We start from the raw sequence: 14,918 nt of genomic DNA, 5'->3' as shown, positions 1-14,918 counted from the left end.
GCCCCCGACCGCGCGCGCCGCCATCCGGGCGGCGCGCGCGGTCGCTTCCGCGGCAGAACCGGGCCGGTCGTGCCGAACGCACTACCGGCGCCGCCCGCGCCAAACGCACTACCGGCGCCGCCCGCGCCAAACGCACTACCGGCGCCGCCCGCGCCAAACGCACTACCGGCGCCGTCCGCGCCGAACGTACGCCAGCGCCGAACGCGACGGCCGCGGGTTGAGCGTGACCGCCTTCAGTGCTGGAGCGCCGTGACCGTGCGCCAGCCCTCGCGCGCCAGGAACACGGCGATGAGGGACGCGGCGGCCGAGTCCGTCCACCACCAGCCCAGTTCTTTGTTCGCGGCCAGCCCGGCCAGCGCCGTCGCGGCCAGGGCGGCACCGACGATGCTGAGAATTCCGTCGCCTCTCAAGGCTGCGCTGTGCAGCCGCCTGCCCAGCCGCACCTTCAGGACGCCGACCGGTGGAAGTGGAACCAGCGAGGCGCCGAGCAGCGCGATCCCGAGGGCACCCTGCTCGGCGTGCTGCGCTCCGATCAGCGAGCGCCCAGCCTGGATGAGGACGTACGCCGCCGACGCCAGCATCGCCGCACCGACCGCCCAGGTCGCGATGCGCTCGACCCGATCCAGAGACTGGTCCGGGTCGTCGCGCGGCGCCAGACGCGCCGAGCCAGACCGGTCGTAACCGTGGGAGGGAGCAGCGACCTGGCGGAGTTCACGGCGGAATCGCCACACCAGGACCGTCGAGGCCGACCCATCGATCACCGAGCTCAGGCCGAACGCGAGCAACGCCAACGAACCGGTGAGGGCACCCGCCGTCACGGACGCGATTCCCGCCAAAGCCGCCCACGCCACGGAAAGCGCGCAGGCGACCACGGCGATCCGTACCCGCCGAACCCGTTCCGCACGCCGATCGTCGGCGGTACGGCGCGCCCCGCCGGACGCGTCGTGCTCGCTGGATATGTTGGCCCTCCCCAGGTCCTGGCTCATCGCCGCCGCGTCACGGCCGGAAGCGGTACCCCATGCCGGGCTCGGTGATCAGGTGCCGGGGTCGGGCCGGGTCGTTCTCGAGCTTGCGGCGCAGCTGCGCCATGTACTGCCGCAGGTACTGGGTCTCCCCCAGGTAGGTGGGGCCCCACACGTCGTGCAGCAGCTGGCGCTGGCTGATCAGCTTGCCGGGGTTGCGTACCAGCACATCCAGCAGCTGCCACTCGGTGCGCGTGAGGTGCACGGTCTGGGTCGGGTCGTCGGTCAGGTGTGCGTTCAGGTCGGTCACATCGACCGTGTACCGGCCGATGTGAATCTCCGGCGTCGCGTCCGGCGAGGTCTTGCGCCGGGTGACGGCGCGGATGCGGGCCAGCAGCTCGTCCACGCTGAACGGCTTGGTGATGTAGTCGTCCGCGCCCGCGTCGAGCGCGTCGACCTTGTCCCGGCTGTCGGTGCGGCCGGACAGCACCACGATGGGTACCGGCGTCCAGGCGCGCAGGCTGCGGATGATCTGCGTACCGTCGATGTCGGGCAGGCCGAGGTCCAGCACGACGAGGTCGGGATGCTCGGTGCCGGCCGCCTGCAGGGCGGCCGTGCCGTCCGCGGCGGTGACCACCTCGTACTGGCGGGCGGTCAGGTTGATGCGCAGGGCGCGCAGGATCTGGGGCTCGTCGTCGACGATGAGGATCCGGGTCATGCTCTCGTGCTCTCCCCGCTGACAGGTCTCTCTGTGCTGATTGCCGGGACGGGGACGGATTCGGCCACCGGCTCGGATGTGATCGCAGGCTCAAATGGGGCAGCCGGCTCGGGCAGGGCGGCCGGGGTGAGCGCGGTGGCCCGCGGGGTGCCGGGCAGCCGCAGGGTCATGGTCAGCCCGCCGCCCGGCGTGGTCTCGGGCTCGAGAGTGCCGCCCATCGCCTCGGCGAGGCCCCGCGACAGCGCCAGGCCGAGGCCGACGCCGGTGTCGTTGTCGCGGTCGCCGACCCGCTGGAACGGCAGGAAGACCCGCTCGCGGTCGGCCACCGGGATGCCCGGGCCGTGATCGATGACGCGCACCTCGACGTGCCCGGCGTGCTCGCTGGCCGTGACGACCGGCGGCCGGGTGGGCGGGCTGTACTTCAGGGCGTTGGACAGCACGTTGGCCAGGATGCGTTCCAGCAGGGCCGGGTCGACGTTGATCTCGGCGAGGTCGTCCGAGATGTGGATGGCCACGTCATGGCCGGGCTGGCCCAGCCCGTCCACCGCCTTGGCGACCGCCTCGCCCACGCTCATCGGCTGCGGGGACATGCCCAGCGCGCCCGCCTGCAGCCGGCTCATGTCCAGCAGGTTCTCCACCAGGCGCACCAGGCGGTCGAGGGACTCGTCGGCGGTGGCCAGCAGTTCGTCCCGGTCGGTCTCGTCGAACACCACGTCGTGGCTGCACAGGCTGGTGACGGCGGCCTTCGCCGAGGCCAGCGGGGTACGCAGGTCGTGGCTGACCGCGGACAGCAGCGCGGTGCGCAGCTTGTCGGCCTCGGCCAGCGGCTTGACCGCGGCGGCCTGCTCGGTCAGCCGCTCGTGGCGCAGCGCGACGGCGGCCTGCGCGGCGAACGCCTCGACCAGGCGGCGGTCGGCCGCGGGCAGCGGGGCGCCGCGCAGCACCAGGGTGAGGTCCGGGTCGATCGGGATGTCGACCTCCCCCTCGGCGGGGGTCAGGCACGGCTTGTCGCCGACCGAGGCGGCCAGTCGCCACACCGCCGGGTCGTGGCGCTGCTGAGGGCTGGGCGGTGCGTCCGGCCGGCGCTCCAGCAGGCTCACGCCGGTGAACCCGAACGCCTCGCGGAGTTGGTCGAGCACCGCCGGCAGCGGGCGGGAGCCGCGCAGCACGCTGCCGGCGAGGGTGGACAGGGTCAGCGCCTCGGCGCGGGCGCCGGCCGCCTCGCGGGTGCGCCGGGCCGCGGAGTCGACCGTGGCGCTGACCGCTATCGCCATCGCCAGGAAGACGAACAGCGCGAGGATGTTCTCCCACTCGTCGATGGTCCACAGGTGTATCGGTGGGATGAAGTAGTAGTTCAGCAGCAGGAACCCGGCGATGGCCGAGCACACGGCCGGGTAGAGACCGCCGACCAGCGCCACGACCACCACCCAGGCGAGGAACAGCAGGATGTCGCTGGGCAGCGACAGGTCGGCGCGGACCTGGGCGAGCAGGAGCGTCAGCACCGGCAGGCCGACGGCGGCCAACGCGAACCCGACGCCTCGGCGCTGCCAGCCGAGCGCGCCGACCATGCTCACCCGGCCCCGGCCGCGCTTGACCTCCTCGTGGCTGACCAGGTGCACGTCGATGCTGCCCGACCCGGCGGTGGTGGTGACACCGACCCCGGGCGAGAAGACCTGGGCGAGGCGGCCCCGGCGGCTCGCGCCGAGTACCAGCTGGGTGGCGTTGACGCCACGGGCGAAGTCGAGCAGCGCGGTCGGGATGTCGTTGCCGATGACCTGGTGGTAGGTGCCGCCGAGGTTCTCCGCCAGGGTGCGCTGCCGGGCCAGGTTCGCCGGGTCGCTGCTGCCGGTCAGCCCGTCGCTGCGGGTGACGTGTACGGCGAGCAGGTCCGCGCCCTTGGAGCGGTCCGCGATCCGGGCGGCCCGGCGGATCAGCGTGTCGCCCTCGGGGCCTCCGGTCAGGGCGACCACCACCCGTTCCCGGGTCTCCCAGGTGGTGGTGATGTGGTGTTCTTCGCGGTACCGGTCGAGCTGGTCGTCGACCTTGTCGGCGACCCAGAGCAGGGCCAGTTCGCGCAGGGCGGTGAGGTTGCCGACCCGGAAGTAGTTGCCCAGCGCCGCGTCGACCTTTTCCGGCTTGTAGATGTTGCCGTGCGCCATCCGGCGGCGCAGCGCGTCGGGCGTCATGTCGACCAGCTCGATCTGGTCGGCGCCGCGGACGATCTCGTCGGGTACGGTCTCCCGCTGCGGTACGCCGGTGATCTCCTGGACGACGTCGTTGATGGACTCCAGGTGCTGGATGTTGACGGTGGTGATGACCGTCATACCGGCCTCGAGCAGCTGCTGGATGTCCTGCCAACGCTTGGCGTTGCGGGAGCCGGGCACGTTGGTGTGCGCCAGCTCGTCGACCAGGACCACCTCCGGCTGGCGGGCCAGCACCGCCTCGATGTCCATTTCGGCGAACACGCTGCCCCGGTAGTTGATGTCCCGGCGGGGAACCACCTCCAGGTCGCGCAGCATCGCCTCGGTGTGGGGCCGGCCGTGGGTCTCGACGTACCCGACGACCACGTCGGTGCCCCGGTCCCGGCGGCGGTGCCCCTCCTCCAGCATCTTGTAGGTCTTGCCGACACCGGGGGCGGCCCCGAGGTAAACGCGCAGCTGCCCTCTAGACACGACTGCTCTCCTTTACGCGGTGCCGCCCCCGATGAGCGGTTTGTTCAGCTCTGGTGGTACGGGTACAACTTGTCCAGCTGGAGGTTCATCTGCAGGACGTTGACGGCCGACTCGCCCATGAAACCCAGGGCCCGCCCGTCGGTGTACTGGCTGATGACCTTCTTAACGTTAGCCAGGGACGTGTCGCGCTCCCGCGCCACCCGGGGGGCCTGCAGGTCGGCGTACGCGACGCTGATCTGCGGGTCCAGGCCGGAGGCGCTGGCGGTCACCGCGTCGGCCGGCACGGCCGGGTTGGCCGGCGCGTTGCCGCGGATCGGGGTGACCACGCCCTTGGAGTAGTCCGCGCCGAACTGGGCGCATTCCACCTTCACGCCCTGATAGGTGGTGATGAACGGGGTGGTCGGGCAGGCCTGGTTGAGGCTGACCGCCCGGGTGACCGGGCCGGTCGCCCCGTTCTGGTGGAACACCGCGAGGACCGCGCCCACGCCGTCCGGGGTGCAGAACGGCCGGGAGCCGTCCACGCCCTCCAGCTTGCCGACGGCCAGGCTGCGCGAGCAGACCTGGGTCAGCAGGCTCTGGGTGCCGGTGTCGCCCTTGACGGACGGGTCGGGCAGCGTGTCCACGACACTCTCCGGCCCCAGGTTCGAGGCGCTGGACGACGTCGGGTCGTAGCCGTCGCCGGCCGCCGAGGGACGGGACTGGAAGTACTGGACCAGCGGGTTGCCGTCCTTGTCGGTGAACGACTGGCCGAGCAGGGCACTGCCGACCGTGGTGTCACCGACCTTGACCATCGAGCCGTCGGCGTTGTGCTTCAGGCCCGGTATCTGGGCCACCCCGGTGATGACGAGCGGATAGGCGATGCCGAGCACCACGGTGAGCACCAGCAGTGCCCGCAGCGCGGCGAGGTGTTGGGTAATCCAGGAAGGTAGACGCATCAGTGAATCCCGGGAATGAATTGGATGATCAGGTCAATGATCTTGATGCCGACGAACGGCGCCACGATGCCGCCGATGCCGTAGATCCACAAGTTGCGCCGCAACATGGCGGACGCGGTGGACGGCCGGTAGCGCACGCCGCGCAGGGCCAGCGGGATCAGCACCACGATGATGATCGCGTTGAAGATGACCGCGGACAGGATCGCCGAGACCGGGCTGTGCAGCCGCATGATGTTGAGCTTGTCCAGGCCCGGGTAGATCGCGGCGAACATGGCCGGGATGATCGCGAAGTACTTCGCGATGTCGTTGGCGATGCTGAACGTGGTCAGCGCACCCCGGGTGATCAGCAACTGCTTGCCGATCTCCACGATCTCGATCAGCTTGGTCGGGTCGGAGTCCAGGTCGACCATGTTGCCGGCCTCTTTGGCCGCCGAGGTACCGGTGTTCATCGCCACCCCGACGTCGGCCTGCGCCAGCGCGGGAGCGTCGTTGGTACCGTCGCCGGTCATCGCGACCAGCTTGCCGCCCTCCTGCTCCTTCTTGATCAGAGCCATCTTGTCTTCGGGCTTGGCCTCGGCGAGGAAGTCGTCCACGCCGGCCTCCTCCGCGATCGCCCGCGCGGTCAACGGGTTGTCACCGGTGATCATCACCGTGCGGATGCCCATCCGGCGCATCTCGTCGAAGCGCTCCCGCATGCCCTGCTTGACGACGTCCTTGAGGTGGATGACGCCCAGCGCGCGGGCCGGCTGGCCCTCCCGCCACTCGGCCACCACCAGCGGCGTGCCGCCGGAGGCGGAGATGCCGTCGACGACCGGACCGACCTCATCGCTGGGGTGGCCGCCGTTGTCGCGTACCCACTTCATCACCGCGGCCGCGGCACCCTTGCGGATGCTGCGCACCCCACTGTCTTCCGACAGGTCGACGCCGGACATCCGGGTCTGCGCGGTGAACGGCACCCACGTGGCGTAGTTCAGCTCGCCCGCGGTGCGCTCGCGCAGCCCGTACTCGGACTTGGCGAACACCACCACCGAGCGCCCTTCGGGCGTCTCGTCGGCGAGGCTGGACAGTTGCGCCGCGTCGGCCAGTTCGCCCGGCGCCACGCCCTCGACCGGTACGAACTCGCTGGCCTGCCGGTTGCCCAGGGTGATGGTGCCGGTCTTGTCCAGCAGCAGGGTGTTCACGTCTCCGGCCGCCTCCACGGCCCGGCCGCTCATGGCCAGCACATTGCGCTGCACCAGGCGGTCCATGCCGGCGATGCCGATCGCCGACAGCAGCGCGCCGATCGTGGTCGGGATCAGGCAGACCACCAGCGACACCAGCACGATGCCGGTGACGCCGTGCGAGTCCAGCGCCTGGGTGTTCGGAGCGAACGCCTGGACGCCCTTGGAGAAGATGGCCAGCGGCTGCAGGGTCGCGACCGCCATCAGGAAGATGATGGTCAGCACGGCCAGCAGGACGTTCAGCGCGATCTCGTTCGGCGTCTTCTGCCGGTTCGCGCCCTCGACCAGAGCGATCATCCGATCGATGAAGCTCTCCCCCGGCTTCTGCGTGATCTTCACGACGATCCGGTCGGACAGCACCTTGGTGCCGCCGGTGACCGCGCTGCGGTCGCCGCCGGATTCCCGGATGACCGGGGCCGACTCACCGGTGATCGCCGACTCGTCCACGCTGGCGATGCCCTCGACCACGTCCCCGTCGCCGGGGATGATCTGGCCGGCCTCCACGACCACGAAGTCGTTCTGCTGCAGTTGCGGCGCCGGGACCTGCTCCTCGCGCAGCGAGGTGGCACCCGGCTGCCAGCCGGTCAGCCGCCGGGCGACGGTGTCGGTCTTGGCCCGGCGCAGCGCGTCGGCCTGCGCCTTGCCCCGGCCCTCGGCGACCGCCTCGGCCAGGTTCGCGAACAGCACGGTCAGCCACAGCCACACCGTGATCAGCCACGCGAACACCGTCGAGTGGCCGATGGCCAGGATGGTGGTGAAGATCGAACCGATCTCCACGATGAACATCACCGGGTTACGCCACAGCGTGTACGGGTTCAGTTTGCGGAACGCGTCCGGGGTCGATTTCAAGAGTTGCTTGGGGTCCAGCAGGCCGCCCGAAATCCGGCGCGGTCCGCCGCCGGAGGGTTGTGTTGCCGCCGGCGCCTTCCCCATTGTGGTGACAGCCATGTGTCTTCCTTGACGAATTCGGGTGGTCAGTGGACGCCTTCGGCCAACGGGCCGAGGGCGAGCGCGGGCAGGTAGGTCAGCAGGACCACGATCAGCGTCACGCCGACGAGCATGCCGACGAACAGCGGCTGAGTGGTCTTGAGCGTGCCGGTCGATTCGGGGGTGGCCTTCTGTTTGGCCAGCGAACCGGCCAGGCCCATGACGAACACGATCGGCAGGAACCGCCCGAGCAACATGCACAACCCGAGCGCGGTGTTGAACCACGTGGTGTTGGCCGACAGCCCACCGAACGCGGACCCGTTGTTGTTGGACGCTGAGGTGAACGCGTACAGCACCTCGGAGAGGCCGTGCGCGCCCGAGTTCAGCATCGAGGCCCGCTCACCGGGCAGCGCCATCGCGATCGCGGTACCGACCAGCACCAGCATGGGTGTGGTCAGGATGTACAGCGAGGCGAACTTGACCTCACGCGAACCGATCTTCTTGCCCAGGTACTCCGGGGTACGCCCGACCATCAGACCGGCCACGAACACCGTGATGATCGCGAGGATCAGGATGCCGTACAGGCCGGAACCGGTACCGCCCGGCGCCACCTCACCCAGCATCATGTTCGCGATCGGCACGCCGCCGCCCAGGGCGGTATAGGAGTCGTGGAACGAGTCCACCGCACCCGTGGAGGTCAGCGTCGTCGCGGCCCCGAAGGTCGCCGAGTTCAACACGCCGAACCGGGTCTCCGTGCCCTCGGTCGCCGAGCCCACCGCCATCGGCACCGTGCCGTGGTGCACGCCCTGCAGCACGTTCAGCACGACGATGCTGCCGACCGCCATGATGGCCATCGCCGACACCAGTGCGTAGCCCTGCTTGTTGCTGCCGACCATCCGGCCGAACGTGCGCGGCAGCGAGAACGAGACCACCAGGAGCAGGAAGATCTCCAGCCAGTTGGTCCAGGTGCTCGGGTTCTCGAACGGGTGCGCGCTGTTGGCGTTGTAGAAGCCACCGCCGTTGGTACCCAGTTCCTTGATGGCCTCCTGGCTGGCCACCGGTCCGCCGGTGACGTGCTGGGTGCCGCCTGCCAGGGTGGTGAGGTCGTGCCCGGCGGACAGGTTCTGGATGGCTCCGCCGGCGATCAGCACGATCGCGGCGATGACGGCCATCGGCAGCAGGATCCGGATGCTGATCCGGACCAGGTCGACCCAGAAGTTGCCCAGTTGGTTGGTCATCTTGCGGGCGAAGCCGCGCACCAGGGCGACCGCCACCGCGACGCCCACCGCCGCGGACACGAAGTTCTGCACCGACAGGCCGGCCATCTGCACCAGGTGGCCCATCGTCGACTCACCCGAGTACGCCTGCCAGTTCGTGTTGGTCACGAAGCTGACCGCGGTGTTCCAGGACAGCGACGGCCCGACGTTGGTGAAGCCCAGCGACAGCCACAGGTGGCTCTGCACGCGCTGGAACAAATAGAGGAACAGGATGGAGATGACCGAGAAGGCCAGCACACTACGGGCGTACACGCCCCAGGACTGCTCTCCTTCGGGGTTGACGCCGATCACGCGGTAGATGCCGCGCTCGACTCGGGAGTGCCGGGTCGGGTTGATGACCCGGTACATGTAGTCGCCGAGCGGTTTATAGACCACCGCGAGGGCGACCAGCAGTGAGGCGATGAAAATTACGCCTGCGACCGTGTCGTTCATCTAGAACCGCTCCGGGAACAGTAGTGCCACCACGAGAAATACGCTCAACACGATCGCCAGGATCAGCCCGGCAATATTCGCGGCGCTCACGCCGCCTCCTCGCTTCGCTCGGACGCGCCGTGAGGCACGAGCGCGCTGACTTCTTGGTTCGCTCGCTGACGCTCGCTCACGCCGCCTCCTCGCTTCGCTCGGACGCGCCGTGAGGCACGAGCGCGCTGACTTCTTGGTTCGCTCGCTGACGCTCGCTCACAGGCGCTCCACCGCCTTCACGACCAGCGCCAGGAGGCCGAACAGCCCCACGGTCAACAGCACGAACCACAGATCAGGCATCGCGCCTGTCCTCCTCATAGATATGTGCCACCAGAGCCTGCAATTCGGCCTCGGTGCGCCAGCGCGTTCGCAGCCCATGGATCTGGACCCGGGCCTCGCCCAGAGCGAGGCCGAGCGCACCCGCCATCACCAGCAGCACCGCCCGGTACAGGTCGGACGAACCGTGCCAGGACAGTTCACCGAACCGATCGACCAGGAACCCATTGACGACCAGCCAGCCCAGCAGGGCCACCGGTCCCAGCGCCAGGTGGTCGACGGTCATCGCGGCGAACAGACCCACCGCGACGGCCACCACCGCGAACCGCCAGCCGGTGTACGCCACCGGAATCAGGGATGCGACCACCACGCCGGCGAGAACCATCACGGCACCGACGCCTAAATTGATCCCCACCGGGGTACGGTCGCCCGTGTCCGATTGGACGGACGGCCGAGGGCCATCCGGCTTCATCAACACGACTTACTCCTGATGAACGCGAGTTACGATCCGCTCTGGATCGCGGATGGAAGTACAGTCGGAGCGCAAGTCCCCCGGTAGATGTCATGACGGAAAAACAACAGCGAGCCCCCCGTTCTTGACGATTTCTTCACGGCGAGGCCCGGAATGCGCCCTGGCGCCAGGCATGCGTGGTTGAACCGGGACCACACAGTGGCCTACGGGTGACAGCGGGTGTCGGGGTGCCGGGTTTCAGCGGCCGGAGCAGCGGCCCAGCGGCCGGAACGGTAGCCTAGCGGCGGCGCGAGGGCAGGCCGAACAGCTCCTTGAAGAACCGGCTCGCCTCGGAACCGAACGGGTCGTCGGTCACCAGGTAGGTCCAGGTGGCGCTCGGCCGCACCAGCCCGGCATCGGCCAGGTCCCAATCGTCGCCGGTCAGCTCGACGGAGTCGAAGGTGTCGAGGGTGCGCCGGTCGGCGTCGGCGAACAGGGCGCGGAAGGCCGGCACGGCGCACCGGTGGAACTCGTCGAGCGGGTCAAGCCGCCCCAGTACCCTCAGGTGCACGCCCTCGCGCACCTCCGACAGGTACGCCAGGTGCTCCGCCCAGCAGCGGTCGAGATGGTACAGCGCGATGGCCCGGACCGCGTCGCCCACCACCGTGGCGCCGACCCGCTCACATGCCGACGCGTACCGCGGCTGCCGGTGCGCGAGCAGCAACCGGGCGGCGGCGTCGGTGCACAGCAGCTCCTCCCGGCGCGCCGCCAATGCCCGGCGCTGCCGCTCGATGAGGTAGCCGTAGCGCCAGGTGTTGCGGTGCAGCTCGGCGTTGCTCCCCTCGGCCACCCGCTGAGCGTGGGCGATCAGGCGGTGCACCTTCGGCTGGCGGATCCGGCCACGCTCGTCGCCGTGTGCCCGCTCACGCGCCCGCGATATCGCCTCGCCCGCGTGGGTCTGCGGCAGGGCGTCGTCCAGGCTCACGAAGAACACCGACCGGCCCGGGTCGCCCTGCCGCCCGGCCCGCCCGCGCAGCTGCGCGTCGACCCGGCCGCTGTCGTGCCGCCCGGTACCGATGATGTACAACCCGCCGAGCGCGGCCACCAGGCTCCGGTCGGCCTCGTTCCCGCCACCGAGCCGGATGTCGGTGCCCCGGCCCGCCATCTGGGTGGACACGGTCACCGCGCCGACGCTGCCGGCCCGCGCCACGATGGCGGCCTCCGCCGCGTCGTTCTTCGCGTTGAGCACCGTGCACGCGACGCCGCGGGCCCGCAGGTCCACGGCCAGCCGCTCGGACTCGTCGACGTCGAGGGTGCCGATCAGCACCGGCCGGCCGGTGGCGTGAGCCGCGGCCACCTCGTCCAGCAAGGCGGCGTGCTTGTCCTCGGCGTCACGGTAGACGCGGTCCGGCTCGTCCACCCGGACGCACGGGCGGTTGGGCGGGATCACGGCGACCTCCAGCCCGTAGAACTCGCGCAGCGCCTCGCCCACCGCGGCGGACGTCGCGCTCATGCCGCAGCGGGTCGGGTACTGGCCGATCAGCGCCTGGACGGTGATGGTCGCGAGCACCTCGCCCTGGGCGGAGAGCGTCAGGCCCTCCTTGGCCTCCACGGCCGCCTGCAGCCCGTCGGGCCACCGGCGGCGCAGCGCGACCCGGCCCCGGAACTCGTCCACCAGCTCCACCGCGCCGTCGCGCACGATGTAGTCCACGTCGCGGTGCAGCAGCTCGCGGGCGTGCAGCGCGAGGTTGACCGCGGTCAGCTGGGGCAGCTGGTCCACGGCGTACAGGTTGGTGACGCCGAGGGCCGCCTCGACCACGCGCAGGCCGGCCTCGGTGAGGTGTACGGCGCGGCCGTCCTCGAGCCGCTCGAAGTCGCGGCCCGGGCGCAGCCGGCTGACGATGACCGCGGCGCGTTGGGCGAGGTCGTCGGCGCCGGTCACGCTGCCCGCGACGACCAGCGGCACCCGGGCCTCGTCCACAAGGATCGAGTCGGCCTCGTCCACGACGACCGTTGCCAACGGCCGCTGCACCCGGTCCCCGGGCGTCACGCACAGTCCGTCGCGCAGGTAGTCGAAACCGACCTCGCTGGCCGACACGTAGGTGACGTCGCAGCCGTACGCGTCCCGCCGTTCGTCGGGAGAGGACCGTTCGGTCACCCACCCCACCCGCACCCCGAGCGCCCGGTACACCGGACCCATCCACTCGGCGTCGCGCTGGGCGAGGTAGTCGTTGACGGTCAACACGTGCACCGGCGCGCCCCGGCGCGCGTAGCCGAACGCGGCGATCGTCGCCGCGAGGGTCTTGCCCTCGCCGGTGGCCATCTCGGCGACGTGCCCGGCCAGCATCGCCAGCGCCCCGGTGAGCTGCGCATCGTACGGGCGCTGGCCGAGACCTCGGCGGGCCGCCTCACGGCCCAGGGCGCAGATCCCCACCCGGTCGTCCGGCGCGACCACCATCGCCGCGGCGGCCAGCTCGACGTCGCCCAGCGCGGCCAGCGCCTGCTCCCGGGCCTCGATGGCGCTCAGGGCCCGCGCCAGCGCGGCGGTATCGACGACTGTTCCCGGCCGCTCGATCAGACGGTCCAGCCCGGCTCTGATCCCCATGCCGAACAACGGTAGCCGCTACCACCGGTGAAACCGACTTTTGCGGCAGTCGTAAACGCATTTGACGGATCGTCGTACCACTGGGGGATGATCGGACCACTATGGCTTTCACCCCTTACCGCGAGGTGCTCCGCCTACCGGGCGTTCGCAACCTGTTCCTCCTCGGACTCTTTGCCCGCATTCCACCGACCACCGTGGGCATCACCCTGACCCTGCGCGTGGTCAACGCCCTGCACCACAGCTACGGCGCCGCGGGGCTGGTCACCGCCGCCTTCACCGTCGGCGCCGCGCTCGGCTCGCCGCTGGCCGGCCGGTTCATCGACCGCCGGGGCGCCCGGCCGGTGGTCGCGACCACCACCCTGGTCCAGGCCGGCTGCTGGGCCATCGCGCCGCTGCTGGGATATTCGGGGCTGCTGGCCGTGGCGGTGCTCGCCGGGCTGTTCAGCGTGCCGGTCCAGGGCCTGCTGCGGCAGTCCCTGTCCGCGATGGTGCCCGAAAAGCACCGCCGGCCGGCGTTCGCCCTCGACTCCATGGCGGTCGAGCTGTCCTTCATGATCGGACCGGCCGTCGCGGTCGCCCTGGCCACCACGGCGGGCACCGGGCCCGCCATAGCGGTGATCGGCGCCGGCGTGACGGTCTGCGGGGTACTGCTGATCGTCATGAACCCCCCGGTGCGGGCCGATCACGAGGCCGGAGCCGGGGACGCCGTACCCCGGCGCGCGTGGGTCGGCCCGCCGCTGATCGCCATCCTGATCGCCGGCTGCGCCGCGACGTTCATCCTCAGCGGCGCCGACCTGAGCATCGTGGCGACGCTGCGCCAGGCCGGGGCCACCTCGCTGACGGGCCTGGTGTTCGCGCTGTGGTGCCTGTATTCGCTGGCCGGCGGGCTGGTCTACGGCACCCTGCGCCGCACGGTCCCGGTGCTGGTGCTGGTGGTCGGGATGGGCGTGCTGACCGTACCCGTCGGATTCGTACCGAGTTGGCAGCTGCTGTGCCTGACGCTGATCCCGTGCGGGGTGCTGTGCGCCCCCAGCCTCGCGTCCGCCAACGACGCGCTGAGCCGACTGGTCCCGGCCCAGTCGCGCGGGGAGGCGATGGGGCTGTTCAGCGCGGCGATGACCGCCGGCACCAGCCTGGGCGCGCCGTTCGCCGGGTTTGTGGTTGACCAAGCGGGTGCCCGGGGGTCGTTCGCCGCGGCCGGCGCGGTCGGGGCGGCCGCCGCCCTCGCCGCGTACGCGGCGGCCCAGCGGCGCAGCCGCGCGCTGGCCACCGCCGAGCCGGCGCTGGAGGCCGGCCTGTCCCGCCGGGGGTAGGGGCGGGCCCCGTCGCGTCTCCGCGGTCAGACCGTGCCGCCGGCCGTGTGGGCCGTCGAGCGCCGGGTGTCCACGTTGCCGGTCATGGCGTCGAGGATGCCGGGCAGTTCCGCGATTCGCCGCGCCAGGCGCTGGCGAGACAGGCGACATTCCTCGATAGGCCCCATTGACCGAGGTCTCACCTCGCGGGTGAGATGTACTCATGACCGCGATCGTGGGACTCGTTCATCAGGGTGCCGTGTTCATCGGCGGCGACAGCGCCGGGGTCTCAGACTGGAACCTGGCCGTACGCGCCGACGCCAAGGTGTTCCGGAAAGACATGTACCTGTTTGGATTCACCACGTCTTTCCGCATGGGTCAGTTGATCCGCTACTCGTTACAGCTGCCCGACCCGGAGGGTGACCTGGTCGGCTTCATGGCGACCAGGTTCGTAGACGCGCTTCGGGATTGCCTGAAGTCGGGAGGATGGGCCAAAAAGGAGAACGACCGGGAGGAGGGCGGGACGTTCCTCGTCGGTGTTCGCGGCCGACTCTTCGCGGTCTACGACGACTATCAGTTGAGCATGCCGGCGGACGGCTTCGCCGCGGTCGGCTGCGGGGATCAGGTCGCCCTCGGCGCGCTGTATGCCACCGCCGACACCGGAATGAAGCCACGCAAGCGGATTAAGGTCGCCCTCAGCGCGGCAGAGCGGTTCAGTGCCGCCGTGCGGAGCCCCTTCGTGTGCATGTCCATCAAACGATAGTTGGCCGGCGTCCCGGAGGACGGTCTCGGCGTGGTCGCGCGCCCGAAGCAGGCTGGGTATCACGGCCAGGTCGGAGGGGTCAGTGGCGACAGACGCGGAGCACGAGGTCCTGCCAGCCCCGGGCGAGGTGCTGTTCGCCCCGATCCACCGAGTGGTCGAGGTCGGCCGACAAGTAGAGCAGGAGCGGGCCGTCGAGGGCGGCGGTGAGCTGGATGGCGAGCAGGTCGAGGTTGGCGGGCCCGAGGTCGAGCTGCGCCAGCAGCATCCGCATGAGGAACCGGACTCGGGCCTGGCCGTAGGCCCGCACCCGGACAACCCGCCGCCGCGACCGCCCGGTCCCGGCGGCGGCCCGGTCGCG

At 70.5% G+C, this 14,918-nt stretch carries 13 protein-coding genes; 2 read left to right on the top strand and 11 right to left on the bottom strand.

Annotation, left to right across the window (positions count from 1 at the left end):
- Nucleotides 1-233 precede the first annotated feature (233 nt).
- The 9 genes from ABEA87_RS32230 to secA2 all read right to left on the bottom strand — a co-directional run bounded on the left by ABEA87_RS32230 (nucleotide 234) and on the right by secA2 (nucleotide 12,505).
- A complete protein-coding gene (locus ABEA87_RS32230; RefSeq protein ID WP_345636052.1) occupies nucleotides 234-986 on the bottom strand; it encodes a cation transporter in 753 nt (250 codons plus the stop codon).
- A 10-nt stretch (nucleotides 987-996) separates the two neighbouring features.
- A complete protein-coding gene (locus ABEA87_RS32225; protein WP_345636050.1) occupies nucleotides 997-1,680 on the bottom strand; it encodes a response regulator in 684 nt (227 codons plus the stop codon).
- The gene (locus ABEA87_RS32220) at nucleotides 1,677-4,352 is read right to left on the bottom strand and encodes a sensor histidine kinase (RefSeq protein WP_345636048.1); all 2,676 of its coding nucleotides are present in this window, start codon (nucleotides 4,350-4,352) and stop codon (nucleotides 1,677-1,679) included. The genes ABEA87_RS32225 and ABEA87_RS32220 overlap by 4 nt, the downstream gene beginning before the upstream one ends.
- 44 nt (nucleotides 4,353-4,396) lie before the next feature.
- Entirely contained in the window at nucleotides 4,397-5,287 is an 891-nt protein-coding gene (locus ABEA87_RS32215; protein ID WP_345636046.1) for a potassium-transporting ATPase subunit C, read from the bottom strand.
- Nucleotides 5,287-7,440 (bottom strand): potassium-transporting ATPase subunit KdpB, encoded by a 2,154-nt coding sequence (gene kdpB / locus ABEA87_RS32210; RefSeq protein ID WP_345636061.1) that lies wholly within the window; start codon nucleotides 7,438-7,440, stop codon nucleotides 5,287-5,289. The genes ABEA87_RS32215 and kdpB overlap by 1 nt, the downstream gene beginning before the upstream one ends.
- 41 nt (nucleotides 7,441-7,481) lie before the next feature.
- Complete coding sequence (gene kdpA / locus ABEA87_RS32205; RefSeq protein ID WP_345636044.1) at nucleotides 7,482-9,143, bottom strand: potassium-transporting ATPase subunit KdpA; 1,662 nt, start codon at nucleotides 9,141-9,143, stop codon at nucleotides 7,482-7,484.
- Nucleotides 9,144-9,233, bottom strand: coding sequence for a K(+)-transporting ATPase subunit F (kdpF, locus tag ABEA87_RS32200; protein ID WP_345636042.1), 90 nt, complete (start codon nucleotides 9,231-9,233; stop codon nucleotides 9,144-9,146).
- 232 nt (nucleotides 9,234-9,465) lie between these two features.
- Nucleotides 9,466-9,864 (bottom strand): hypothetical protein, encoded by a 399-nt coding sequence (locus ABEA87_RS32195; protein ID WP_345636040.1) that lies wholly within the window; start codon nucleotides 9,862-9,864, stop codon nucleotides 9,466-9,468.
- Nucleotides 9,865-10,198: 334 nt separating this feature from the next.
- Complete coding sequence (gene secA2 / locus ABEA87_RS32190; protein WP_345636039.1) at nucleotides 10,199-12,505, bottom strand: accessory Sec system translocase SecA2; 2,307 nt, start codon at nucleotides 12,503-12,505, stop codon at nucleotides 10,199-10,201.
- A 101-nt stretch (nucleotides 12,506-12,606) separates the two neighbouring features.
- Between secA2 and ABEA87_RS32185 the strand changes: the two genes are divergently transcribed.
- Nucleotides 12,607-13,818, top strand: coding sequence for an MFS transporter (locus tag ABEA87_RS32185; RefSeq protein ID WP_345636037.1), 1,212 nt, complete (start codon nucleotides 12,607-12,609; stop codon nucleotides 13,816-13,818).
- A 26-nt stretch (nucleotides 13,819-13,844) separates the two neighbouring features.
- On the opposite strand, the gene ABEA87_RS32180 is transcribed toward ABEA87_RS32185, so the two are convergent.
- A complete protein-coding gene (locus ABEA87_RS32180) occupies nucleotides 13,845-13,985 on the bottom strand; it encodes a hypothetical protein (protein ID WP_345636035.1) in 141 nt (46 codons plus the stop codon).
- Nucleotides 13,986-14,020: 35 nt separating this feature from the next.
- Here ABEA87_RS32180 and ABEA87_RS32175 point away from each other — a divergent pair, with 35 nt between their 5' ends.
- Complete coding sequence (locus ABEA87_RS32175) at nucleotides 14,021-14,560, top strand: hypothetical protein (RefSeq protein WP_345636033.1); 540 nt, start codon at nucleotides 14,021-14,023, stop codon at nucleotides 14,558-14,560.
- Nucleotides 14,561-14,639: 79 nt separating this feature from the next.
- Here ABEA87_RS32175 and ABEA87_RS32170 read toward each other — a convergent pair whose 3' ends face one another.
- Complete coding sequence (locus tag ABEA87_RS32170; protein WP_345636031.1) at nucleotides 14,640-14,867, bottom strand: hypothetical protein; 228 nt, start codon at nucleotides 14,865-14,867, stop codon at nucleotides 14,640-14,642.
- Nucleotides 14,868-14,918 lie beyond the last annotated feature (51 nt).

The organism is Rugosimonospora acidiphila, from assembly GCF_039543385.1.
Lineage (GTDB): Bacteria > Actinomycetota > Actinomycetes > Mycobacteriales > Micromonosporaceae > Rugosimonospora > Rugosimonospora acidiphila.
This window is presented reverse-complemented; position numbering and strand designations above follow the sequence as displayed.